At 52.8% G+C, this 26086-nt stretch carries 17 protein-coding genes; all 17 read right to left on the reverse strand.

Features of this window, described 5'->3' with window-relative positions; genetic code table 11:
* Positions 1-6: 6 nt before the first annotated feature.
* The 17 genes from CA13_RS13160 to CA13_RS13235 all read right to left on the reverse strand — a co-directional run bounded on the left by CA13_RS13160 (position 7) and on the right by CA13_RS13235 (position 25791).
* Complete coding sequence (locus CA13_RS13160; RefSeq protein ID WP_146397338.1) at positions 7-1566, reverse strand: sulfatase family protein; 1560 nt, start codon at positions 1564-1566, stop codon at positions 7-9.
* 324 nt (positions 1567-1890) lie between these two features.
* A complete protein-coding gene (locus CA13_RS13165) occupies positions 1891-2613 on the reverse strand; it encodes a PEP-CTERM sorting domain-containing protein (RefSeq protein WP_419194280.1) in 723 nt (240 codons plus the stop codon).
* Positions 2614-3090: 477 nt separating this feature from the next.
* Complete coding sequence (locus tag CA13_RS13170) at positions 3091-4434, reverse strand: glycoside hydrolase family protein (protein ID WP_419194281.1); 1344 nt, start codon at positions 4432-4434, stop codon at positions 3091-3093.
* A gap of 108 nt (positions 4435-4542) precedes the next feature.
* Positions 4543-6372, reverse strand: a complete 1830-nt coding sequence (locus CA13_RS13175) for an arylsulfatase (protein ID WP_146397342.1) — start codon at positions 6370-6372, stop codon at positions 4543-4545.
* Positions 6372-8609: a DUF4838 domain-containing protein gene (locus CA13_RS13180; protein WP_146397344.1), complete on the reverse strand. Its 2238-nt coding sequence runs from the start codon at positions 8607-8609 to the stop codon at positions 6372-6374. The genes CA13_RS13175 and CA13_RS13180 overlap by 1 nt, the downstream gene beginning before the upstream one ends.
* On the reverse strand, positions 8606-10153 hold the full coding sequence (locus CA13_RS13185; RefSeq protein ID WP_146397346.1) for an arylsulfatase: 1548 nt from the start codon (positions 10151-10153) through the stop codon (positions 8606-8608). The genes CA13_RS13180 and CA13_RS13185 overlap by 4 nt, the downstream gene beginning before the upstream one ends.
* 87 nt (positions 10154-10240) lie before the next feature.
* Complete coding sequence (locus CA13_RS13190) at positions 10241-10648, reverse strand: four helix bundle protein (RefSeq protein WP_146403633.1); 408 nt, start codon at positions 10646-10648, stop codon at positions 10241-10243.
* A gap of 70 nt (positions 10649-10718) precedes the next feature.
* Positions 10719-13070, reverse strand: coding sequence for a glycoside hydrolase family 95 protein (locus tag CA13_RS13195; protein WP_419194282.1), 2352 nt, complete (start codon positions 13068-13070; stop codon positions 10719-10721).
* A 147-nt stretch (positions 13071-13217) separates the two neighbouring features.
* Positions 13218-13421: a hypothetical protein gene (locus tag CA13_RS13200; RefSeq protein WP_419194090.1), complete on the reverse strand. Its 204-nt coding sequence runs from the start codon at positions 13419-13421 to the stop codon at positions 13218-13220.
* A 254-nt stretch (positions 13422-13675) separates the two neighbouring features.
* A complete protein-coding gene (locus CA13_RS13205) occupies positions 13676-15145 on the reverse strand; it encodes a sulfatase (protein ID WP_419194283.1) in 1470 nt (489 codons plus the stop codon).
* A gap of 44 nt (positions 15146-15189) precedes the next feature.
* Complete coding sequence (locus CA13_RS35075) at positions 15190-15315, reverse strand: hypothetical protein (RefSeq protein WP_419194284.1); 126 nt, start codon at positions 15313-15315, stop codon at positions 15190-15192.
* Positions 15312-16742 carry a sulfatase-like hydrolase/transferase gene (locus CA13_RS13210; RefSeq protein ID WP_146397352.1) on the reverse strand — a complete coding sequence of 477 codons (1431 nt, stop codon included), beginning with the start codon at positions 16740-16742 and terminating at the stop codon, positions 15312-15314. Before CA13_RS13210 ends, CA13_RS35075 begins: the two co-directional genes overlap by 4 nt.
* Before the next feature lie 28 nt (positions 16743-16770).
* Complete coding sequence (locus CA13_RS13215; protein WP_419194285.1) at positions 16771-18840, reverse strand: glycoside hydrolase family 127 protein; 2070 nt, start codon at positions 18838-18840, stop codon at positions 16771-16773.
* A gap of 35 nt (positions 18841-18875) precedes the next feature.
* On the reverse strand, positions 18876-21806 hold the full coding sequence (locus tag CA13_RS13220; protein WP_419194286.1) for a glycoside hydrolase family 2 protein: 2931 nt from the start codon (positions 21804-21806) through the stop codon (positions 18876-18878).
* Between the two features lie 58 nt (positions 21807-21864).
* Positions 21865-22533, reverse strand: coding sequence for a glycosyl hydrolase family 95 catalytic domain-containing protein (locus CA13_RS13225; protein WP_146397356.1), 669 nt, complete (start codon positions 22531-22533; stop codon positions 21865-21867).
* Between the two features lie 152 nt (positions 22534-22685).
* Positions 22686-24191: an alpha-L-fucosidase gene (locus CA13_RS13230; protein ID WP_419194287.1), complete on the reverse strand. Its 1506-nt coding sequence runs from the start codon at positions 24189-24191 to the stop codon at positions 22686-22688.
* A gap of 247 nt (positions 24192-24438) precedes the next feature.
* A complete protein-coding gene (locus CA13_RS13235; RefSeq protein WP_146397357.1) occupies positions 24439-25791 on the reverse strand; it encodes a glycoside hydrolase family protein in 1353 nt (450 codons plus the stop codon).
* Positions 25792-26086: the final 295 nt, after the last annotated feature.

Consider the following 26086-nt stretch of genomic DNA (forward strand, 5'->3'; position numbering starts at 1 on the left):
AATAAACTATTTCAATTGTTCCAGGATCGGTTCGAGTTGCGGCCATTTGATGTTTGGATCGTTAAAGTCGCTTGATAGCTGCGGTCCGGGAGTGCTACGCCCGCGTTTGATGATGTCGGCAAGTTCCTTCTCCAACATCTCGATCACTTCGGGGTGATCCGCCGCGACGTTGATCTTTTCGATGGCATCGGTTTTCATGTCGAACAGCAGTAGATCAGTAGCATTGATGATTGGATCGTCCTTTCGCGGATCACTGCGACTGGACCCACCAAAATCATCGAACATCACTTTCCATTTCCCGCGACGGATAGAGAAAATCCCTTTGTCCGAATGATGGATGACAAGACGATCACCCTTGCGGGGGATCGCGTTTCCTTGACACGCAGGTAAGAAACTGACACTGTCCTCGCCTTCGTTGTCAGCCAGTTTGACACCGATAATGCCCGCGCAAGTCGCCATCAAGTCGGTGGTACAGGTTAATGCATCGGATATGGTTCCCGGCTTCACTTTATTTGGCCAACGCACAATGAACGGAACGCGATGGCCGCCTTCCCAGTTCGTGCCTTTCATGCCGCGATAAATCCAACTTGAGTGGTGCCCTTTTTTTCCCATTTCCGGAAATCCCGCCTTGGGCGACGTGCCGTTATCTGCGGTGAAGACCACCAGTGTGTTGTTCGCAATCCCCAGTTCATCCAGCGTCTTGAGCACTTCGCCGACCACCCAGTCGCTCTCCATGCAGAAGTCGCCGTGCAGGTTCAGTCCGCTTTTGTTCTTAAACCGGTCACGGGGGACAATCGGTGAATGCGGTGACGGCAACGGCAGAGAAACAAAGAACGGGCCGTCTTTGTTGTCCCGAATCCAACCGCAGGTTTTCTCGGCGAACTTGGTGAGCACTTCCTGCTGCACATATTCCTTGGCGGCGTATCCGGGCTTGGAGGGTTGTGTGAAGCCACGTGCGTTCACTTCATCGAGCGTCTTCAGAGTTTCGAGTGTGCCTTGTATCCGATCGTTCTCGATATAGGCATGTGGATCCATGTTCAACGAAGCGGAAATCCCGAAGAAGTAATCGAATCCCACGCTGTTGGGGCCGTTGGTGATCGGTGCCGTCGGATCGATATTCTTATACGAGATGCGCTTCCCGACTTTGCCGGGATCGATGACCTTCCAATCCATCCCCAGGTGCCACTTTCCGATACAGGCCGTCGCGTAGCCCTGCTTCTTCAGAAACGAAGCAACCGTTTCGCGGGTCGGCTCGATCAGATGAGGGCTGTGCCCTCCGAGTACGCCCTGTTTCAATGTCGGCGTACGCCAGGAATAGCGCCCCGTCAAAATGCCGTACCGAGTCGGCGTGCAGACACCCGAACTGGTATGCGTGTCCATGAACTTGATGCCTTCGCTCGCAAGGCGGTCAATATGCGGCGTCGGGATCTTGCTGTCTTTGTTGTAAGCCCCGACATCTCCCTGTCCCATATCGTCAGCAAGGATGTAAACGATGTTCGGCTTTTCCGCCGCAGTGATGAGTGTGGTTGGCCACAGAAAAGCCAGCACCAAAGTAGGAAGAGTCATACGTTTGATTTTTTTCAACGGTTCTCCTGCCAAATTCGTGTGCCATTGGAAATACGCAGAGTAGGCCTTCAATAGACAAAGATCTGAATGGTGGGCAGTTTCTTTTTGAAACAGGTGTCGGCCCAGTGGACGAAGCCGGATGCCGTCCGCGAGAGCCAGCAGCGGCGCATCGCAGCCAAGCAATCGGGCCCCAAGGACAGCCGCCGATCTTGGGGCATAGGTTCCGGCGCACACCGACTGGTTTGCCGGCTTCAATGGGCAAACCAAAAAAAGCCAGCGAGTAAACTCACCGGCTTTATGGTTTCAAAACTCATCTTTCACCGCCTACTTGCGGCGACGGATCAACAAGCCCAGCCCGCAAAATCCAATCACGGCGAGTGACGAGGGTTCGGGAACTGCCGTAACAATTGCGACGTTGTTCAGGACGCCACCAGCGACGGTTGCATCCCCGCTCCAGAATTTCACGCCGATATAATCAAAGTCCTCGATGCTGTCGCCACCAAAGTTCAATGCAAGAGTCCCCGTAGTCGCAACTCCGGCTGTCCCGGTGTAAGTATTCAGAGCTGCATTCGCATTTGTAGTATGTGAACTGCCATCATTCAAATCGGTCCAACTCCCCCCGGTCCCAATGACCCTGGATTGTTGTGAGATGAAATTGAGTCCAGTAAAAAATCGGTTGTCGGCAGCCGGCGCGGTCCCAGCTTTCCACGCCGCTACGGTGTAGTTCAGATCCAAGGCCCCTGCTACCGGAGTCCAATCAAATGAAAGCGTATAGTCGCTGCCCGTCTCGATTGTAATCGAGGATGCCTGGCCAAGACCACTCTTGTTTGCGCCAGTCCCCGTATATTCGGCAGAGCCACCAGTCAAATCCCATCCAGCTGGATTTCCTTTAACCATCCAGCCGTTATCGAGATCATCGAACAGGACATGATTGTCATTTCCGCCAGGAGTAGCCGAAGCGAAATCTCCATTAGTGACTAAATCTGCGGAAACTGAAGCAACCGGGAGAACAAAAAGAGCAACAGCCAAAACAACAAGATTTTTCATGACAATCCCAATAGCAAACCAATGGTGCGTGACGTGACGTAATCGAACTTCCATCGGGAAGGTCACAGCCGAATCCCTCGTGTTCCGGTCCCACGTATGTGAATGGTCCGCCCAGATTCAAACTTGCCGAGCGAATCTCATTTTTCTAACGACCGACTCAGGCCGTAGGCAAAACCCACCTTGCTTACCCATGCTATATCAGTCACGGTCGGACGTCCATCCCATTTACCCTATTCTTACAAATGTCGGCCGATACGAGCCTTCGGTTTTTTCTAGAATCGACACCCTTCTGGGCCATCCCGCGGCACGCTCATATCGAATTCACGTCTACAGGAAATACAGAATGGAGGCTTTGATTAGACAAAATTCTGACGGGCAGCAGACTTTTGCTGAAACGATTTCCGAGCCATCCTCTTCGATGCTCGGATTCTTGCTCTTTGCTCCGCAAAGCACTCTTGCATTTGCCGGCGTCGTAACTCAATTTTCCCGTGTACTTCCGGGTAAGCTCGCATAACCAAACAGCAGATCATCATCGGTGTTGCGACCAAGCAGCTTGGCTACGAAGTTGTTTGCCGTTAGGCCATGGCCCTTCACGTCGAACGTAATGATCAGATCATTTCCCGACACTTTTGTGGTTAGCACGCTGCTCCCACGTCCGAAATTGACTTCCTCCGATGCACCAAACCTTAGCGAACTGGCCACGATCTCGGTTTGCGGATCAAAACCTGGTTCGGCCAAGATCCTAACATCGATGTGGTCGGTATCTGCCGTAATCGGCTGTGTGTTCAGAATGTGAATCCGCCGCGGAACGACCAGCGGGATCACGATGTTCTTCGAGCTATGGTTATCACTACCTCGATCATCGTCTTTGGGTACGTCGATGACCGCGAAGTTCATATGGGTTGCACGTCCGTACTTATCCTGCCGGACTTTGGGACGTTCAAACTTGTACCAAGCCTCCGAGGTACCGCCCTCGTGCTTCATCATGGTCGTGTCATAGGCAAATCCGGGATCCCATTTCCAGTTGATGCCATCGGGCGACCGCAAATAGAACGCTTTGCGTGTGTACCAGTCGTTGACGACCAGGTGATACTGCACTTCATCTTTCCAGATCACTGGATCTTCGAAGTGGTTCTTGATCTTCGGGTAGACCGATTGGTTTGCAACCTGATGGAACCGTTCGACGCCGGTGTCGCCTATCGACACGTACCCGTTCTTGTTCATCATCAGAACGCTGCCATCCTCACGAACGACATACGTCCGGTTGGATTTGTTGAACTTCTCCTGAGGGGATTCAAGTACAGTTTCGATCTTCGTCCACGGGCCGTCGAGCGAGTCAGCTCGGTATGCGGAATAGCCCATCACGCCGATGATGTAGGTGCCGTCTTTGAGTCGATAGATCTCTGGGTTGTGCCCACGACCAATCTCTTCGACCACTTGATAGGGCCCGAGTGGATCGTCGCTGACGGCATGAACCACATCCGATTTCCACCAGATATGATGTCCCTTGGGTTCATCTTCTCGCCAGCGGCAGACGAACAGATGGTTCTTCCCATCGTCCCCCACGATGATGTTTCCGCCCCAATAGGAATACTCTGCGTCCTCAATGCCATTATCGGTATCCCGAGGAATCACGTTGCCCGCACCCCAAACGTTTGCCTGGAGTTTGTTCTTAATTGGCACCGGCAAAAAGCGATCAATGAACGCACCGCCACGAACGAGTCCCTCAGGCAACTGATAATTGGTTTCTCCGGACTGCCCGTAGAGTGCAGTCGAAGCCAGGCACATCATCCCGGCCAGTACGAGTCGCGTATTTCTCATGCTCTGTCGTTCCTCTTTACTATTTTTGGTTCGTCCATTCCGGCCCCTGCGTATTGCGTTTGAAAAAGGGGCTTGATTGTCGGGTTAGATATTCACCAACGTGGTAACTCAATTATTCTGTGAAACGACGGGTTCAATGTACGTGTACCAGGCCGCACTGGTCTTGCCGGTACTTTGTGTGAACCATGTCTGAATGCGTTGCTGACCGCCGGAAAGCTCAACGTCAAACACAATCTCTTCATCTGTGGCGGCAACCGGGCGGGATTCGTCAAAGTTACCAACTTTCAGCCGTGCTTCCACAACGTTCAGGGCAGTTCGCACGTCTTTTTTCTTAGAATGCGTTTCGGGAGCGCTTGGCCACGGAAATGCTTGCGCACGGATTCCGAGATTGGACTCGCGCGGGTACCGTCGCAGTCCAATCCGATACCTGCCTGGCACCTCCACATTGATGAACGTCCAGCCTTCTCCGCCCAGGCCGGCACGGACACTGCGCTGGCTGTAGGCGACTTCACCGCCCAAGAGATTTTGCGATGAAATCAATACGGTCTTCTGCTTCGCCGGGTTGATGACAAACGGACAATATTCGTCTGAACGCTCTGCGATACGGTTCCACCATCTTTCATAATCACCGCGAAGGCGTACGACCATTTCCGGGTATTGCTCGGCGATATCATTCTTCTGGCTCGGATCGGTGCTCAAGTCATACAGTTCTTTGCCTACCAGTCGCGACGAACCACGCATCACGCAGTAGTCTTTGTCTTTAATCAACAGGCCATCACCCAGGGGCTGACCGAAACGTCCCTGATCGTGAACGACAACTGTGCGTTCGGGAACCGCTTCACCTGTCAGCGCCTTTGCAAGCGAGACGCCATCAAACCTACCATAGTCGTCGAATCGGAGATCGCACAGTTCGATGAAGGTTGGCAGCAGGTCAATATGCGCGGTGACTCCGGTAACGTCACGCCCACCATCTAATCCGCCGCCGGGCCAGTGGACGAAACAGGCTGCGCGATGGCCACCTTCGTATCGCGAGGTCTTCCTGCCTCGCATACCAGCGTTGTAACCTTCCACTTCCCAGCCATTGCGTGTGTCGCGTCCGATCTTTGACAGCGTGACGCCGCCGTTGGTCCCATTGTCATTGAAAAACACAACGATCGTGTCACGGTCGAGCGAAAGCTTGCTCAATGCCGATCGCAGCCTCCCCAGGTTTTCGTCGATACTAGCGATCATTCCAAAGAACAACGCTCTCTGTTTAGGTTGATCCGCATAGGGCTTCACATAAGCTTGTGGGACATAGAGCGGGGTGTGAGGGGCGTTTGTCGACAGATAGACAAAGAACGGTCGCTCCCTGTTCTCTTCAACAAACTGTATCGTTTCATTGAACCAGACGTCCGTGCAGTATCCCTTCACCTGTTCAGGGCTTCCGTTACGGAAATAGAAGTCATCGTAGTAGTTGTTGTCCCAGTAGTCCGGAGTCTCGCCGACCACTCCGCCACCATGAATCAATGATTCATCAAAGCCGCGATCCGTTGGGCGAAAGGGATAATTGTCTCCGAGATGCCACTTGCCAAAAATCGCTGTCTTGTATCCGCTGCGTTTGAAGACATCGGCCATGGTCACTTCATCGCGGCGCAGATGATGGCGGCTACCGTAAGTCAGCCAAACGCCAGTCCGTGCGGAATAGCGTCCCGTCATCAAGGCTGCCCTCGTCGGCGCACAGGTCGGGTCGACATGAAAATCGGTTAGTCGGACAGATTCGCGATATAGCCGATCCATCTCCGGCGTCTTGAGAATCGGGTTTCCGTGGCAAGACAGATCACCATATCCTTGATCGTCCGTGACAATGACGATGACATTCGGCTTACGTTCTTCTGCTCTGGCCTGCGTGCAAAGACCGATTCCCGTCGCCAGGACCAACCCAAATATGAACGCTTTCATTATTTTGTTCCTGTCATTTTCGCAATCTTCCGTCTAAGTGCTCTAGCCGCACCGTTTGCGTACGTGGCGTCCAGCGCATTTTCTGCATTGGCATGCTCTCCGGCATTTGATGCTGAAACGGTGTCCTGTTTGAGCTTGGAGGCAACCGTTTCGAGCTGTTCAAGGAGTTGATTTGCTTCGGCGGTTTCGTTCCTCCGCACAGCATCAAATCCCTGTTCGGCAAGATCATAGTATTCAAGCGTCAGTTCCCCATAAGCGAGCATCCGTTCATTTTCCAGCACCCGTTGCCGGACTCGCTCCGGTAGTTCCATAGCGATAACTCGATTGATAATCGAGCGGCAAGCATCCCCTGATTTCCGCATATCCAAAAGGCTTGGGCCGACACCAGTTTGATCATAACTCAGGTGGCTTCCCTTAAACGCGTCTTTGGAACCTCTGTTCAAGTTGGGGCCCGCTGTGTACTTGAGCCACGTGACATTACTCAACATCGGTTCGAGCCCTTCATAAAAACGACGCATCTCGTCGGCCGCCTTCCCGTAGCGAGTCAAAAAGTAATCCTTCCATAGCGCTTCGACATCGGCTTCCACGTCCCACAATTGCTGAGCCATCTGCCAGTTGGTGAGCGCTTTGTTTCCCCAGTTTTTGGTGGAAACGTGCATGTAATGGAAATAGCGAGCGCCGAGCTTGTGGTAGTAGGGGATGTCCTGCGACATCGTGTTCATGAAGCTCATCGGCAGGGACTTAAAACGGGAAACGTTGTAGTATTCCCCAACGAACATCTGTCCCCGGTAGTGCCGATCAGCGGAAACCGTCCAGTCGTTGAAGATCCCGTTGAATCTGGAATTAAGATCGCAATGCTCGTCCTGCATGTCGTGGACGTAGCAACGCCGGATGGGAAAGAATGTGGCGATGCAGGTGTCGTAATCGAAGTCATCGGGCAATGGCCTGGTGGGCGGATCAATAACGTCATTGTAGGTCAGAAACAAAAGGCGGATTGTTCGCTTGATTCTGCCTTCCTGTCTGGCAACCTTGATGGCCCGGTCGAGGGCATGAACCACTCTCAAGTTGCGGTCCGTCGGCGATCCGGTCTTTTGGCAGTTTTCACATTCACACCATTGCGCGTTGTCCAGCAACCAGACATTCACGATGGCTGCCTGTTTCAACCGCCCCGTTTCGAGATCCTCCACCGCATTCTTAACAAACTCTGAAAGCGCATCCTGATTTGAAGTGCAGAAATTGACCCCGTGTCTGATCCCTTTTCCCTTTGGCGATCCAGGTCCGGGAATACGCTTGCCTTTGACTAGGCCGTACCATTCGGGATGAGCTTCATAGTAGCTCAGGCTGCCATCTTCGTTTTCGTCGCCTGCATAGGAAGGGCTTGTTGGATAGGGATCAGCCGGCCGAGTGTCATCCCCCTTAAAGTTTTCATGATCGTAGGGATAAGGATTGGTCGCCCCCAGATACCAGCTGTGAATTCGATGCTCGGCACCGGCAAGTCGGATCCCAAGCTTATGCAGCATCGGTTTGTTGGATTGCTGGATGCACCAGTAGTTCAGTCGATTCCGCGCCATCCAAAGAAGAAAATCGTGATCCGCACGGTCTTCCCAGGCATGAAAGCCACGCAAGAGAAAGTCTGGTTTTTCGACCGTATTTATGGAAGGAATCGTTTTCAATTCCGAGGACGGTACGACTTGCCCAGGCTCACCGGGCGAAAACCAGCGGACGCCAAGTCGATTGAGGAAGTCGTAAGCGCCGTAGAGAATGCCAATACGGCTGGTCGCCTTAATCTCCACCCGCCAACTCGTTCCGAAATTGCGGGTGCTGATAATGTAGCCCTCATTGCCAAGCGGTTTTTGAACTTCAGAAGCTGCTACCAGGGTCAGTACGACCTGGTTTTCATTTCCTGCATCAGCGGAATCGACGACGGCCCAGTCCTCCTCGTGTTGCGTGATCAACCGAAGAAACTTCTGGAGTTCATCGGCAGCGAATGCCATCGTGCAAGCATTATCATCCGTAATATCGTCGTCATTCCAAACGACTTCTTCTTGCGCGGGTATTGGCCCCTTCTGAGCAAGCACAACGACACCGGCATTTGCCGATTCGCTCATAAGGATCAAAACTACGGTCCACAAAATCATGGACATCGCTGCTTTACGCGTCATATTTTCCTCGACCCTGAGAGCACAGGTTGTCTGCAAGCGATTTAGTTTCCAGTTTGATGATTCCTGATCATTCATTGACCAAGGTCGGGGCGTTCGGATTCAATTTCGCGTTTCAAAATCGTTTTCAGTAGTACTACTTTTTCCGGATAATGAGCGGATAACTCATTTCGTTCGTCGTTGTCTTGCAGGATGTTGTAGAGCTGATGTTGATTACGCCTTTTGCCCACTTCGATCAACTTCCAACCGTCTCGCGTGATCACGGTGCTGCTGCCCATATAGGTTCTGCGGTTCTGCACTACCACATAGTCGTGCGTCTGATGCTGTGGCTTACCCAAGAGGGTCGGCAGATAAGAGATGCTGTCCTTTCCTGCAGGAACGGGAACCCCACCGATATCAGCCAGCGTTGCCAGAAAGTCATAGTGGGCGCTAAGCAATTGCGTTTCGCTTCCCGCTGCGATCTTGCCTGGCCAGCGTGCGATGAGGGGACACTGGATGCCACCCTGAAAACCACTCCGCTTTGCTCCGGCCCGTCCCGCATTTCCGTCGAATACGTCTCCGCCGTTGGAAGTCCGCCACTTGTTGTCCGTCAGATTGGTTGGCGAACCGTCCGGCAACACTTGGTTTTTGAAGCCGTCATAGATTCCATCGCCGTAGTAAGCACAATGTCCATTGTCCGAACTGAAAACGACGAGCGTGTTGTCGTCGATTCCCTGTTTCTTTAATTCGTCCATGATCAAGCCAACGTGATCGTCCAGCATCTTGATCATCGATGCGTACTTCTTTTCCTCATAAGTTAAACGGGAATCGTTCTCAACTTCCGCGTGTATTTTGGGAATCCCAAGCTCGCCATGCGGAATCTGAGTCGGGTGATACAAAAAGAACGGCTCGTCTTTATGTTGTTGGATGAACTGAAGAACGCCTTTGATGAAAACGTTTTGCGAATGCGTCTTTCCGCCGTTTCCGGCGGGAAGCTCGTCAATCTCCAAGTGCTTGCCACACTCAGGGTCGTTGTTGCCGGGCAATTCGTAACGCTCTCCGTTGCGCCATAGATAGGGCGGATAGAATCCGTGGCAACGCTGATGGCAATAGAATCCATCGTAGTAGTCCCACCCGTATCGTTTCACTCGTTCGTGCCAGGTTTGGAACCCACTGTCCAACTTGCCAAACTGGGCGGTCAGATACCCGGCTCGCTGGCCAATCTGCCCCAGGAAAACCTCGTCAGGTGCGATCGGCTGCGCGTCGGCTTTCAACTTCGCGAATCGTTTCTGATATTCCTGCTCAGTGATTTTGCCAGAGTCGCGTTGGATCGCCAGTCCACCGCGATTGTAATCCCAACCACCGATGCGGCCATCGTGCATGCCTGTCGACAGCGACCATCGCGACGGCGCACAGAAGGTCGCGCCGTAATAGTTGTTGAACTTCATCCCTTCTGCCGCGAGTCGGTCAATATTCGGCGTCTTCACAATCTGTTGTCCGTAGCAACCCAGCATGCCCGGACCGAGGTCATCGGCAAAAATCAGAATTACATTCGGCTTCTCTGAATCGTGCGCCCACAACTGCGGTGGCAGCAAAATGGCAGCCAGAGCCGCAAAACAAGTGTGTACTGGTAGAATCTTCATGCTGTTTCGTTTCTGAGAAATACTGAACAATTTGTCGGCGGGCCGACGCGGGATTTTTGTTATTTGGTATTTGCTATTAATCATCAATCATTTGTTATTGGGCTTTGTTGAACCTTCTCGGGTTGTGCGTATTGAGGCGTTTAGGATTCGGCAAAGTTGTTGGTTTTCGTCGATGACGTTTTCGAGACGTTTAGTTGGGAACAGTTCAGATCGTTCGATCATTCGCAGCCAAACACAGGTTTCATTCAATTCCTTTGACGCAATCTTCAATTTGTGAATAAAGTCCGCTTGGCTCTCTGCACCGCGAGCTTCCGCGTAATTGGGAGCCGGAGATGTTCCTGAGCGAAGAATCTGTCCTGCAATATGTTTCCCCGCCGGATCTTTCGGCAGAGCGTTCGCCAAGCCAATAATCCGAACAGCAAAATCTATCAGTCGATCTTCAATCTCATCTGCTTTCGATAAGAAAACTCTCCTCTGCTCCGTGGCATTTGTCAGTAATCATATCTTCTCATCAATAACAAATGATTAATGACAGATAACAAATAATATATCCGCCACCTCACCACTATTGCACTTCAAGTGCGGAATCTAACTGATACACCTGACCGGACACGGTATCAAATTCTGAATTCACGGCCCCGTATACCAACGTGCAATGACCGCCGTTCAGGGATGTGACAGTTACGTTTTTCAATCTGCCGCTCGCCCAAACAAGATCGACTTCAAAACCGCCGCGTGCGCGCAGCCCTTTCACAGAACCGTCAGCCATCGCCTTGGGAAGTGCGGGAAGTAGCTCGATGTAACTCGCATGACTTTGCAACAGCATTTCTGCGATCGCTGACGTGGCACCAAAATTGACATCCGTTTCAAACATCTTGCGGTCGCGCCCGCGCTGCCCGACGGCGAACAGATTGTCCCATGAACTGTTTGAAAGAATGTGCTTCAACAGTCCGTAGGCTTTTTCGCCATCGTGCAACCGGACATAGGTCGCCATCACCCACGCCGCGACACCCTGGTATTCCGGCGACTCGGCGGCACCGTGCTCGACGCGAACATCGAGTGACTTGCGCGCCGCTTCAAACAGGTTCGGTGTGTCGCTGGTGATTCGGGCACCGGGGCAAACCGCCCACAGATGCGAGAGATGGCGATGCCCCTTGTTCTGTTCCTCAAACGGCTCCGCCCATTCCATCAGCCGCCCGTCCTCACCAATTTGCATTGGCGTTAAACGCGACTGCAAGTCTTCTAATCGTGTGCGGAACTCGAGATCCTTGTCAAGCAGTTTGCTGGCGGCGATCGTGTTGCGAAACAGGTCACCGATCAACTGTGTATCCATCGCCGGAGCCATCGACAGCGAAACCGCTTTACCTGTTGCCGGATCCTTGAAGCGGTTTTCGGGTGAAGTCGAGGGTCCGGAAACCATGTAGCCGGTCTTCGGATGCTCCACCAGATAATCGACCAGAAATTCGCAGGCCTCTTTCATGATCGGATAGCTGCGTTTTTCCAGATACTCAAGGTCGCCGCCAAACTGGTAGTGCTCCCAGAGGTGGTTGCACATCCACGCAGGAGCCATCGGCCAAACACCGTAGGGCGGATTTCCGATGGAGGCGGTGAAGTACCACGGGTCCGTTGCATAGTTGGCGGTGAACCCGCGACAGTGATACATCTCCTTTGCCGTGATCCTGCCGCGTGGACGTAGGTTGTCCAGCAGGTCAAAGAACGGCTCGTGGCATTCGGCAAGATTGCAAACTTCCGCCAGCCAGTAATTCATCTGGATGTTGATGTTGATGTGGTAGTCGGCATCGTAGGCTGGAGTCAGGCTGTTGACCCATTTGCCCCACAGGTTGATGCACATCGAATCGGGACGTGAAGCACTGATCAGCAGGTAGCGACCAAACTGAAAATAGAGGGACACCAAGGATGGGTCCTCGGCACCATTTCTAAACGCGGCAAGCCGCTTATCAGTAGGTAGCTCCGAAGGTTCGCCCAAGTTCAGCCGCACCCGGTTGAACAATCGCTGATGCTCGGCCACATGGTCTTTGCGCATCCTGGCATAGCTTTTCGCTTTCGCAGTTGCCAGTTGTTTCTTGCAGACGGTTGTCGGGTCATCACCTCGATAGTCGGTGGACGTGACCATTCGTAGCGTGACGGCATCCGCACCTTCGACACGAATGCCATTCTTGCTTTCGCCTAACATTCCGTTTTCCGCCTCGACATGCAATTGCGTTTCATACGAGACGCCGACCCAGCCCGGATTGGTTTTCGGTTTGGCGACACCGGTCATTGAGATGCAGTCGGCTGCCAGTCGCGTGATTTTCCCTCGGTGACGAGACAACTCCGCATTAAGTGTAAGCCTGCCCGGTTTGTCGCAGGTCAACCGAACAACGAGCGTCTGATCCACCGGACTGATAAAGACTTCGCGGTGGAACGTGGCATCGCCAATGGTGTAACTCACTTTGGCGATCGCCGTGCTGAGGTCCAATTCGCGACGGTAGTTGGTTGCCTCCAGCCCGTCGGGATGTTGGAAATCCAGTTTCAGGTCGCCCGAGGTCTGATAGGTACTCATGCCCATCGCGAGAACCATGCCCTGCATCCTGTCGATAACAATCTGCTCGGCCTCGTAGTAACGGCCATCGAACATCAATTGCCGGACCTGATCCAGGTGCTGATGCGCACCGATCCGGTCACGCTGAACCGGCTGTCCGGTCCACATCGTGTCGTCGTTGAACTGGATCGTTTCGTGTCGCACTCCGCCCTGAACGACAGCCATCAATCGGCCATTTCCCAGCGGCAGGCCCGCCGTCCATTCTTTGGCAGGCTGCTGGTACCAGAGTCGCAAGTCTTCCGCGAACCCGGTCTGCAATCCGGTGACCAGCAACAGGACGACGATCAAGGTCTTAGAGACTGTTTTAAAACTCACTTCACCCTCCCTCCGGGCATTGGTATCTACACAAGTACCAAACTGGCTTAAGTCGTTACCAACTGAAAAAGTTAAATTGAAAGTTGTAAATTGTAAAATCGCCTCCGTCAGCCAGCTTATTCATTTTTTGAAGGTTAGCCTTGGCTGTCACGACTGACTTTCCAATGATGTTGCACAATTGGACGCATTCATCGAGAAGCGGCGTGATCCGATCATCAGATAGCCACTTCGCACCAATTGTCCCGCGATATGCCAGCCTTGCCGAGTGTCCCGCAACGCATCTACCAATTTCCCAATGGGTGCTGCAAAATCCAACAATCGGTCTTCCAGATCTTCACCGCGCTGATCCATCGATCTTCTCCACTGAAACGTTTCTAGACTTTCAAATTTACAATTGTCAATTTAGATTTTTCAATGACCTCGATTGCCGACGTAATCCTTTCCTGACTTGTGTAGATACCAATGCCCTCCGGGAGGGTCGCGAGGAACGAGCGGGGAGGGCTGTATTGTCGATTGATCGACGTTTCGAGCCAAAAGCCCCCTCCCCGGCCGCTACTGCGTCCGACCCTCCCGCAAGCGGGAGGGTGTTTTCAAACAGGCTCTTACTAGTTCTCATTGCGTGCCTCTTGGTTTTTCTTTTTCTCTGTGTCCTTCCATTTGCTTTTGCCGTTACCGGTGGGATGGGTCTCCGCATCCGATTTTGGCAGCCATGCCGACAGTTCTTCCTTGACCGTGTCGTACTCCGGATTCGATGCGAGGTTGGTGAAATTCTTTGGATCACCCGCTTGATCGTAGAGCTCTTCCGAACCATCGGCGTAACGAATGTATCGCCAGTTGTCGCTCCGCACGGCGTGGTTTTTGTAACCATTCGTGGTCACGACCGCGCGGCCGTTCTTCTTTGCCGGATTCTTGAGCAGCGGAACGAGGCTGTTTCCGTCGAGTTTTTCCCTGGGCTGAAAACCGCACAGTTCGTTGAGGGTTGGATAAATATCGAGGAGGCTGACGGGCTCGTTGCTGCGGCTTCCGGCCTTGGCGACGCAGGGTGCGGAAATAATGAACGGCACGCGGGTCGTCTGTTCCCACAATGCGAATTTTTCCCAGTGCTGCTTCTGTCCCAGGTGGTATCCGTGGTCCGACCACAACACCACGATCGTGTTGTCGGCAAGCGGGCCATTGTCGAGCGCATCGAGCAGGCGACCGATCATGTCGTCGGTGAAACTGACTGAAGCGTTATAGCCTCGCACCGCTCCTGCCCACTTGTTGTTGTCGACAAGCCACCGGTGCCAAGCCGTCTTCAGCTTGTTTTTGCCAGCCTTTGGCACATCATCCAGATCGCCTGCTCGGACTTCCGGCAACTGAATCTGATCGGCCGGGTGCAGATCGAAATACTTCTTTGGCGTGTACCAGGGAATGTGCGGACGGTAGATGCCAACCCCAAGGAAAAGCGGTTGGTCGTGGGTCTGCGAAAGCTGCTTGCTTGCCCACGCCACGACTTTGGCGTCTGCCATTTCATCGGGCTCGATGTCCAATTCCGCCCAATCGAAACGGCCTCCGTAAAACTCCTTGAGCGTGTTGGCCGGCATGTTGGGTGGATTGACCTCCTGTGGCATCTGGCGATCCTTCGACGGGAAGTACTCGTCCCACGGACGCGAATCCATGAAACCCGTGTAAGCTCCTTTGCTCAACGACGAGGCGTGATAGATCTTTCCGCCGCCCATGGTCTTGTATCCATTGGCTTGGAAGTAATGTGGAATTGTCACGCAATCCTTCATCACGTTGTTTTCACGCCAGTCTTGCGAATTCACATAGACGCCTGTTGATGAAGGTGCCAGTCCGCTGATCACGCTCGCCCGCGAGGGGTTGCAGGCGGGAGCTGCACAGTGGGCGTTGCTGAACAACACCCCGCGCTCGGCCAGCCTGCCAATGTTCGGCGTGCTGACCGCCGTTTCTCCCCGGAACTGATTCGGAGACGCGTTCAGATCATCGACCGCAATGAAGAGAACATTCGGATGATCCGCACCGGGGGCCGAGCCCACAATCGCAAAACTCAAGACGAGTGTTTTCAATAGTTTCATCGAGACTGCAATGTTGAGACGCTGTCGAGGCAAGGCTGGCATGGCTATTCGGAAATCCGCCGATTGTCTTTATTCACAACATCCGAGTTGTCTTCGGCCTGCTCAATACGGAGCGACCGATCGAAACTGATGAACTGATTGCACTCGATCAATAGCAGAACGGTAGTCATTTGATGTCAAACGTCCCGTCAAAATAGGGCAGTTTGTTTTCCGCCCAAGCCTCATAGTCCGAATCGAAATAATGCCATTGTGGCATTTGATGGTTCCGTCCCCATTTCTCGACGTCAGAAACCATCTGTTTCAATCGCTCCGGGTATCGCTTGCTAAGGTCATGCGTTTCGCCGATGTCTTCGACGACGTCATACAATTGCCAGCGCCGGCGTGTGCGACTGACTTTCCATTGGTTCCGGCGACCGCTAACGTCCGTATAGCCTGAGCGATGCGACATCGCGTAAATCATTTCGTCCGGGTGCGGATTCGTCCCTGCCAATAGCTCATCCCACACGTCTTTTCCATCAAGCATCTTTCCCTCGGGGATCGTGGAACTGGTAAGACGCGCCAAGGTAGGATAGAAATCCAGGGACAGAATGGGATGATGGAATTTCTGTCCCGCCGGAACGTTGGACGGCCAGTGGAAGAACATGGGGACACGATAGCCTCCTTCTTCCACTCCCCGTTTGCCGCCTTTCAGTGGAGCGTTGTTGGCACTGCCCCCCGCCTTGCCACCGTTGTCACTCAAGAAAATGATTAGCGTGTCGTCGAAGTTCCCTGTCGACTTCAGCGTGTCCACAACTCGCCCAACTCCGCGATCAACAGCGTAAACCATTGCGGCATAAGTGCGTCGTTTCTTGTCCGCAATGTGAGTAAAGTGACTCATGTCGTCCGCCTTTGCTTCGATCGGGGAATGCGGAGCCGTGTAGGAGAGGTACAAGAACCAGGGCTGATTTTTTGTCGACGCCTGCTCGAGGAACGCAACGGCCTCACGAGAAAAGGCGTCGGTCACGTACTCGGTTTCCCTGGCGTCTTTTCCATTGCGTTGCAACGGAGAAATATTCATGGGGATCTTTTTCTGTCCAGCCCTAACCGCCTTTTCATACTTCGGCCGATACTTCTCAGGAAAATATTGGTGTCCACCACCAAGGATTCCATAGAACTCGTCAAATCCACGCTGATTGGGCTGGTACTGAGGCTGTTGTCCGAGATGCCACTTGCCGATTGCTCCGGTGTAGTAGCCTGCGTCCTTCAAGAGTTGCGAGAGAAATACTTCACTTAAAGGCGTCCCCATTTCATGGTGGTCGGGCAGATTAAATTGCTCGCCGAAGTTGTGCGGATAGCGTCCCGTCATGATCGCGGCGCGACTGGGACCGCAAACGGGATGAGCGACGTAGGCGGACGTGCAAATGGTTCCGCTGTTTGCCAGTTCATCCAGCGACGGTGTCGTGATGTCTTTAGCACCGTTAAAGCCCACGTCCGCATACCCCAAATCATCACACATGATGATCAGCACGTTGGGTGGCGAGGATCCGCTTGCAGGATCTGCAACTGCGCAGACGGCAAACGAAACAATGGCAATCGTGACAGGTCTTAGCTGATTCATTTTAGATCTTATTTTGATGGTTCTTTGGTTACTCTGCGGCATCGAGAGGCATCCACACAGTCATGTCAGTCTGTCCTCGATTGCTCCAGGCGTAGTACGGGATCATGCGGATTGAAACCGGCTTTGCCCTATTTTTCGATAGTGGGCGGTAGAGCTGATTCGACCAGTCTGTCTTGTTCACTCGATCGGCCTCACCTTCAAGAACCACCACGCCAGACAACAGGCTTTCATCAAAGCGGGGTCGCAAGTTGATGTCTGCAGGAATCACGACGTCATGAACTCCAACGCCGTCGGGCAGATCAACCGATTCCAAGCAATACACCAGCGGGCCGCGTTTCACCGCGATTTGATTGCGGGCGTGTTCCACAAACGGATTCGCTTCAATCAACTGTGGTGTCATGGGCAGTTCTAACTCCACAACATCGCCCGTGGACCAGGTGCGTTTCAATCCAAAAAAGCTACCTGGTAACAACTCATCGTCAACGGCTTGCCCGTTGACGCTCAAGCTCGCTTCTTGCACCCATCCCGGGATGCGCAACATCATGGAGAACTCTTTTGACGCTGGCACCTCGACGGAGATCTTCACCGAGCCATTCCACGGATAGTCGGAACTTTGCGTTAACTTCAGCTCCGATCCATCGGCAAGCTTGGTGTCCAGGACGTTACTGCCATAGAGATTTACCCACACTCCTTCGTCCGAGGTTGTGTAGGCATAGTTATTGATTTCGGCAATAGTGCGAATGATATTGGGCGGACAACAAAAGACGGACATGAACGGATTTCGCGAACCGTTATCTTTGGTCGCATGCGGATGATCATGCACATGCCGGAGAGGGTTGGTGTAGAAGTAATGTTTCCCATCCAAAGCGATACCCGAGAGCGCACTGTTGTAGAACACGAGCTCGACGATATCGGCAAATCGGGCCTCTCCATCAAGCAGGAACATTCGCCAGTTCCACATCGCGTTACCAATGTTCGCGCAGGTCTCGTTGTAGGTATCCGCGTTGGGAAGTTCGTAGCTCTTACCGTAAGCCTCGCTGACTTTGTCATGGTTGACCGACAGCCCATAGTGATGTGCACCTGTTGCGCCGGTCACATACATCTTCCGTTTTGCGACGTCTTGCCAAATTCTTTCCATCGCATCCAGCAAAGCTGTTTCGCCTGTTTCGGAATAGACATCGACAACACCAGCGAACAGATAGTTTCCATGTCCAGCGTGTCCAACAGCCTCGACCTCTTTGCGGATCGGAGTCCGTTTCTGGCTGTGGTCCGCTCCCTTGAACGAACCGGGTTCGGGCCTCACGGTCCCTCGCTTGAGAACAAGAAATTCGACAACTTCCAGGTATCGCTTGTCGCCGGTCGTGCGATACATCTCGACCAATCCCATATAGTGCGGCGGATTCCATTCAGCCGCGATCAATGTTTGGGGATGTTCCTTGTACATCGAATAGAGCAGGTCGCTCGTTTTGATCGCCACGTCCAAAAAGTTTCGTTTCCCTGTCGCTCGATAATGCACACAGGCGGCGGTCATTAAGTGACCAAAGTTGTAATATTCATGTGATCCACCTGCTGTAAACGGTTCGTTTGTCGATGAGAACTCTCGCTCCTGCTCGTGGAGAAACCCACTCTTTCCGTATCCGATCTGGATCATCGTGTGGATGTAGCCATCGTCTCGCTGGGCCTTTGCGATCACTGCGATGATCGCATCTAACTTCTGATCGATCGCCTTGTCATTGCTGACCGCATACTCACAAGAGAGCGCTTCGACGTATTTGTAGAAGTCGCCATCAGTAAACGACCAACCTCGAAACTCACCTTCGATCAACCCGGCAGCCACGCGAAAATTGTCGTAGGCATGGATGATTTCGGGATCGCCCATCAACTTTCCCAGATGCGGGATCATGATGTCGTGGCAAGCCTTCACCTTGTCCGCCCAAAAACCATCCGTCCACTGGCAAGCGGTGAGGTTAACGCACTTGAGCTTCATGTGGGGCGTCTTGGCGTTGTTGATCAGCCCTTGCTCCTGAGCATCCAAAGGCCCGCTCGCAATTGCTGCGCAAAGAACGATCAGTACTAATCGCACCAGTTTCATCTTCATCCTACTCTTTCTCGTTTGTGGTAGTTGGGTAATGATCATTCCGCTTTTCCTCCGGCAACTAGCTGTTCAAGGTTCCCTACTGAAATCGCCGTGTCAGGCTGAAATCCATCCGAGCCAACGTAATCCAGCAGCGACTGGAAAAGCGCATGCCCTTCCACCGTGTTCTCAATGGCCGGCAAGTCGATGGCACTTACCAACACACTCCCTTTTTCAGCTCTGAATTCAAACAACGTGCCCAGCTTGTGCGAGCGCCACATGTTGTCGATGGACTGGACCAGTGGCCGATATCCCTCGGGCGCATCGTCCAGAATGATGGGTCGCGAATTCTTCACCGGAGCCCACCACTGCCAATTGCTGTGGAACTCGGTTGGAAATCCGGCTAGTGCTGGATGGTCTTCATCGATTAGCAATCCCAAGGTTCCCGGCGAAGGCTCCACGCCGTTTCGCACGGCGATCTGGTAGAACATCGTGTACGACCAAAACTCACTCATGAATAGTCCGCCGACACTGTTTGCTTCAATATCGTCATGCTCAGGAACCAGCAGCACTCGCCCACCCTTTTCCAGGGTCTGAATGACCTCAGCATCCAGCTTGCGAGCGACCGCTACGTTTGGGGGAATGCTCAATGCCTTTGGAGCCGGATAGATCCAAAGCGGATACGATTTAACGATGCCATCCAAATCTAGATTCAGTTCAGTTCGCAACGCTTTTCCAAGTGTTGGAAGTTGAACCGTTACTTGCCCGGCATCAGCAATCCGGCCCTGAGTGGCATCCACCTTGAACGAGCCGTTTCCAACGCCTGGAATATTCCAGCTTAGTTTTTTTCCGTTCAGGTCAGCGGCGCTGTAGTTCGCCACTTTGATGTCGGCTGTAAAGTTTTCACCGGCAGTCAGTGTAAACCGATCAAACTCGGCAAGCAGCGTGACGGGCGCACAGAACTCGCGCCATCTTTCGGGAGTAATGGTTCCCTTCGATTCCATGAAGGCGTTCAGCGGACCAACCAGCGCCGTGCCCTGTCCTGGGAAGTCCTGTAGGTCGAGCAACTGGAATCCACCGAAGCCCGGCGTGCGAATGCCGGATTCCATATCTTCGCAATACAGAATGGACGCCCAACGTCCCGCTGCCTTGAAGAAGTCCGGCCACTGCTCCAACATGCCCTGCTTCTCCAGTAACTCGCGCCCAGCTTCCAGATTCCACGGTTTCGTGACGCCCGTGTATTTTTTAATTTCGTTGTAGTCTGGATAGTAGCAATATTGCCCCGTTTCATGCCCAATGACCGGAACTTCAGTATCCGCCAGCGCCTTGGAAAAGTTCACGCGGGTCGACGGTCGGAAATGATTGATCGGTCCACCGTCAAATTGGTCTGCGCGGGAAAAAGAGGTGCGCGTAATGTTTTCATAATTCTCCCACGTCTTTGTTGAGGTTCGGACGGTGGTCCAGTAATCGTCTGTTGCGCCCTTCACCGGATCGCGAAAATTGTTATTGGAACCCTGTGTATAGAGACGGCGGTTGTCATCGGCTTGGCGAAAGCCGTCCACCAGCCTCTGCATCACGTTAACATTGCCTTTTAGTTCGTTTCCGAGCCCCTGCATGACAAAGGAGGCATAGTCGCCGTATTGATCTAGAATCCGCGCGCCCTCGTCATGAAAGAAGGCCTCGGCCTCAGTCACCATCGAAGCACCAAACTTGCGGCCCTTCTTCGTTTTTTCGGAATCGAACGCCAACGCATTGACGTCCTTGATCTTCACCTTGCGTTCCTGTTCATACAGCACGCCCCAGCACGGCAGTTCGGGCTGCATGTAGATCCCGACCAGATCCGCTGCCGCCAATGCCGCTTCCGGCGGGCACCAGGTGTGAAAACGGTAATGATTGATCCCGTATTCCTTCGCGACATTCAGGACGCGTACCCATTGGGCGACATCCAGCGGCGCATAACCGGTCAGCGGAAATACGCAGGCATCATGTTTGCCGCGCAGAAACGTGGTTTTTCCGTTAATGACAAACTGGGAGCCGTTCTGGCTAAACTCGCGCATACCGAATGTGCGTCCCAGCTCCTGCTTCTGACCATCGAACGTCAGCGTGATGCTCGCGCGGTAGAGTGCTGGATCAAACTCGTTCCACAGCAGCATCCCGTCGCCCATTTTGACGACAGCCTTCACCACATCGGTATCGCCGCTGAAGGCAAACGGAACACTGACGACTGCCGGAACATGCTTCTTTCGTGTATTGATGCTCTTGCAGGCAATGCCGATTTTCCCACTTTGTTCACCTGCGAGAGTCTTGTTCAGCGTCAGTTCAACAACGGCCTGTTTTCTTTCGGGGTCGGGAAAAATCCGTATCCGCTCCAGCCAGACCTTAGGCGTCGCTTCTAACTGGAGTCTGCCCAGCAAACCATTCCAGTTGGTTTGCGTATCCTCCACATTCATGTGCGAGCGTCCGGAGGGCGAGCCCTCTTTGACGTTATCCACGGCCACGATAAGTTCGTGTTTGCCAGGGGAGACTTCACCCAGATCATAAACGTGAGAGGTGCTCAACGAAGGATTGCTGCCGAGATACCGACCCTCCAGCCAAACTGCGGTTTTACGAGTGCGTTCCAGGCGAAGTACGACGCGCTGCCCCGTCCAGTCAGACGGAAAATCAATCGAACGCCGATACCACGCGGTCCCTTCAAACATGAATTCGCGAGACAGGTGCGTTGTCACCGTTCGGTCGGTATTGCGGATTCCTTTGCCATTCTCAGCGAGCGATCCCGGCAGCGAAACGGTATCGTCGAATGCCAATTCGCCTCGGATCGGAGCATCCCCCAACGCGATGCCCGGCTGGAGCTTCAATTCCCAGTTCCCGTCCAGCGGGATTGTCTGTCGGCTGTTAACACTCAGGACTTCCGGCAGTTCGGAAGCGTCTGCAGTCGCGGTAAATCCGAGCAACAACACGAACAACACTTTTCCCATCACTTTGTTAACCATTTGTTTCAAACTCAGACCATGCATCTGTCGAATGTTCTTGCCATCACTCTATGCGTGATCATTGCGGTTCGTTTGTTGTTGCTTCGACACGAAACGTTCCGGCAAATTGATACGTTTCTCCGGGCGTTGTCATGTCGACCAAGTTCTGGATAACTTTCTCGGCCTGGACGACCAGCGGGTTGCCCAGTAGCGACTTGATTTCAGTATGCTCGAGCTTTCCGTCAATCTGAAATGGGGGATGAGCATCAAACAGATTGTTGTAGAACCCGGCGCCGCCCTTTTCGCTGGTGTTAGTAAAGACCCCCAGGAGGATGCGGTTCATGTGGTCGCCGTCCCGCAAGCGTGCCCAAAAATTGACCTTCCAAGCTCGGGACCAACCGGTTCCATTGTCGCCTCGCAGCTCGAGTGTTTTCCTGCATGCGTCGAAAAGCAATTGCTGAGGTTGCGGCAGGTACGGCGCGGCACCGGGATGGGAACACGAACGCAGCTTGCCCGCCCACCGCGTATCGTGGTTGAACTGAATCCGCTCGTTTTCGATGCCGCCAAAAACCATCGCACCCACCGAACCATTGCCGACCGGCAACGCGTCGGTCCACGCTGTTGCCGGTTGGTCATCATTTAACCTCCGATGGTCCCACTCGCCTTTCACCGCTGACGCGGACAACACACTCCACAAACTCAGTCGTGTCAAGATACTTTGATAGTTTTTCAAAATGCTAAGACTCATTCAATCGAAAAATCTTGTCGCTGACCGTTCCGCCGGTCCGCTCCTTTCTTGTTATGCGCCCCGTGGAGACTCCTGGCTTCGCCCGAAGTGAAAACGATGGATCGACGGAACGATCCACGACGATTTTCCCCAAGCGATTCAAGCAGCACGAGTCACTCACTGCTGAAACTGATAGCGAAGACGTAGGCAGCTTCACACGGTTTTGTTCCATCAACATTGATCACCAGGCCATTTTCGCCTTGCGTCCAGGCAACAGAATTATCGCCACTGACGAATGCGACTTCATTAACCCTCTTCGATTCATACTGACTGTCGGAGGCAAGCGACTTGATCTTGAAGGCACCGTCCTCCGGCCAGCCCAGCGAGATCGCATACAGAATGCCGTTGTTTGTTGTGAAACGAATGTCAGCGGCAACGTTCTCGGCATTTTCATGTTCCGAATGATGTCCGGCGCTGACTTTCGTGGGGCCTTCACCGTAGACCTTCCAGGGGCGAGTTCCGTAAATGGCCTCACCGTTGAGTTCCAACCAGGACCCGATCTCGCGCAGAATGTTTTCGTCCTGCTGTGGAATCGTACCGTCTGCTCGTGGACCAATATTCAACAGCAGACAGCCGTTTTTACTGACGATGTCGATCAGTTCGTCGATCAAATATTCCGATGTCTTGTACTTTTGATCACGAATGTAACCCCAAGACGTTTTGCCAACTGCAGTGTCAGTCTGCCAGGGAAGACCACGGATATCGGACATTCGCCCGCGTTCAATATCAAGAACGATCAGATCCTCCGGGAACGCTTCGTTCTTCATGTTTTTGTCTTGAAAAACGACTCCCTTATTCCAATCCAATCCCTTGTTGTAGTAATAGGAAAGGATGCGTTGGTGGACGGTGTCCCAGCCGGGTTTATCCAGTCCGAAATCAAACCACAGTAAATCCGGCTGATACTGATCGATGATATCCGTAGTACGGTTCCACCACAGCTTCTTGAATTCTTCGCTTGGCTTTGAGTCTTTCTCAACCGGTTTCCAATACAGATCGCTGAAGTTGGGGTCGTTGGTATCCCAGTTTGGATCTTTTGTGCTGTAATAACTCCTGTTGAGTGCATAGTGTGAAGAAATCCCGAACTTCATCCCCTCGCTGCGGCAGGCATCAGCCAGCATTCGCATCGTGTCTTTTCGGGGTCCCATGTTGGCTACATTCCATCGCGTGTGTTTCGACGCGTACATTGCAAATCCGTCATGATGCTCGCCAACAGGAACAACGTATCGAGCGCCCGCCGCCTTGAACAAAGCCGCCCACTGTTGAGCGTCAAACTTCTCGGCCTTGAACATCGGCACAAAATCTTTGTAGCCAAACTCGGATGGATCACCGAAATGCTCGCGGTGGTAACTGTAGGGATGATGTGGAGTATTTTTTCTCCACCCTTCCTGATAAATACCCTTGGGGTACTTTTCGCTGCTGACACCTGGCACCGCGTAGACTCCCCAGTGCAAAAAGATTCCGAACTTGGCATCGCGAAACCATTCCGGGCATTCATAGTGACTGCGTATGGAATCCCAATCGGCTTCGTAGCGAAACTCTTCTGAAAATGCGTTGTTTGTCATCGCTTTGCACCAGAAGAATGCGGCAACGAAAGCGATCAACTTATAATATCGGGTCATGCTGTCACGTGGAAAAGTGATTGAGGAATGTGCAAGAGTTAGCAACAGGTAGTTTCCAACTCGTTGGTTTGTTTGGAGTGCCGCGTTTGCACTCCTGGCTTCGCCAGGAATCATGGCGTTGGATCGACGGAGCGATCCGCGACTATCTTGCCATACCTGGGAACGGCTACATCGATGGTTAGTGTGGCGACAACCCCGACAGCGTTCAATCGAAAAACGCCGCCGCTACGTGCGTTGCCGTTTGGAGCTACCTAGCTTTCTTCTTGGCCTTCTTGTTTTTCTGCTTGTCAGTCTCTCCAGAAATGCCATGATCAGACTTCCACTTACTGACAGCTGCGCCCCATTTTCCCTTTGGGAAATCCGCCTCCGTCAGGATCGGTTTGTCAGCGTTGTACTTGAAACCTTCCATCGTCACATTTTCGATGATCATGTCGTATTGATCGGCTGAACTGTCTACCACCGCACCGATCGACGGCCCGTCAAAGAACTTGTTTTCCCATCTCAGGTTTAGGTCGTCGTAGTATTCTTCTGGAATCCCCAGGAAGGCGTGCGTCTTAACTTGTCCATGCATGCCAAAGATTGCGTGGATGTTTTTCACGTAGCTGCCTTTGGCGAAGATTCCATCGACTGCATCTGGATTGTTGATGAGTTCCTTGGCCTTGACTCCGCCGGACCCGATTTGAACTGCAAAGGCACTACCGATGGACTTAATCCCTTCAATCTTCACCACACCGTTCATCGCACTGTGCGGGCCACACATGACTGCACAACGTCCATTTTCATTGACGATATTTTTGCCAGTGATGTCATAGATCGCGGTCTTGTCTCCTACCGCTCCCGTTTCCATGCGAAGGGTGACTCCGCCTTCGGCATAGAGGTCCTCGAAATGAACCGTTTGCGCGCCGTGAAGTTGCGTCAGTCCATAGCCTGCACTGGCGTTGAAGATGCGGCAGTTACGGACAGTGCCGTCGGTTGCTCGAGACACCGGCCAATCTTTGGTCTCGTTGTCAGTCTGAATCGGAGTCAGCGTGATCCCGCAATAGGTGCTGTAGTTGTCCTTCACATCGAGATCGGCGATCAGAAAATTCCGCACCATTTTCGCCAGGATGCCCCGCACTCCGTCGCCTTTTTGTCGCTCGCGGTCGGAGTAATCAATGATCCATCGCCCCCCCAGCCCACGAATACTGACGTTTTCGATAAAGGCTTGCTCTTGTTCCAAAGTCATCTGCTTCTTTTTGCTGGGTCGCTCAGCGTCCAGATTAAAGACCACTGCCTTCGTTCCTTCCGGCCAAAAGGGCTTGATGACCGTGTCCTTTTCGATGAGCAAATGCACGTTCGATTTGAGCAGGATACCGGCAAAGCGGTAGGTTCCCTTGGGGATAACCAGTCGCCCGCCACCCAAAGCGGCAACGTCATCGATTGCTTTTTGAAGGACATCGCTTTGATTCGTTTTGGCGTTGTCATCGACAAGCCCATAGTCGGAACCAACCTTTTTTATCGGTCCGTTAGGGGCCATAGTCTCTGTGTATTCGGCGCTCGCCGTTGTTGCAAAACCGAACGCCAGTAGCGTCAGTAGAATGAGCCTGGACGTCAAATCCATAAGTGTTTCTTCCCAATCATTTTGTTGGTTACTGTCGTGATTCGAGCATTACTCAATACCCAATACCTTCTTCCACCATTTTTAATGGCTTGATCCGACCGGTCGGGATCGAGACCACTGCCTTTCATTTTCGTTTCCAAATTGACTTTCCTGTGAAGCGAGCGATGTGACGCGTTTGCACCTCCTGGGGCCAATGCAGGTGAGATTCCTTCCCTGATCGACTGTCATCAAGTACCAATGGAAATGCGCCAACGAGACTTTAATTGGACAAAAATCTGCACGATCGGTGGGATTT

Origin of the sequence: Novipirellula herctigrandis (assembly GCA_007859835.1) — a bacterium.
GTDB lineage: Bacteria > Planctomycetota > Planctomycetia > Pirellulales > Pirellulaceae > Novipirellula_A > Novipirellula_A herctigrandis.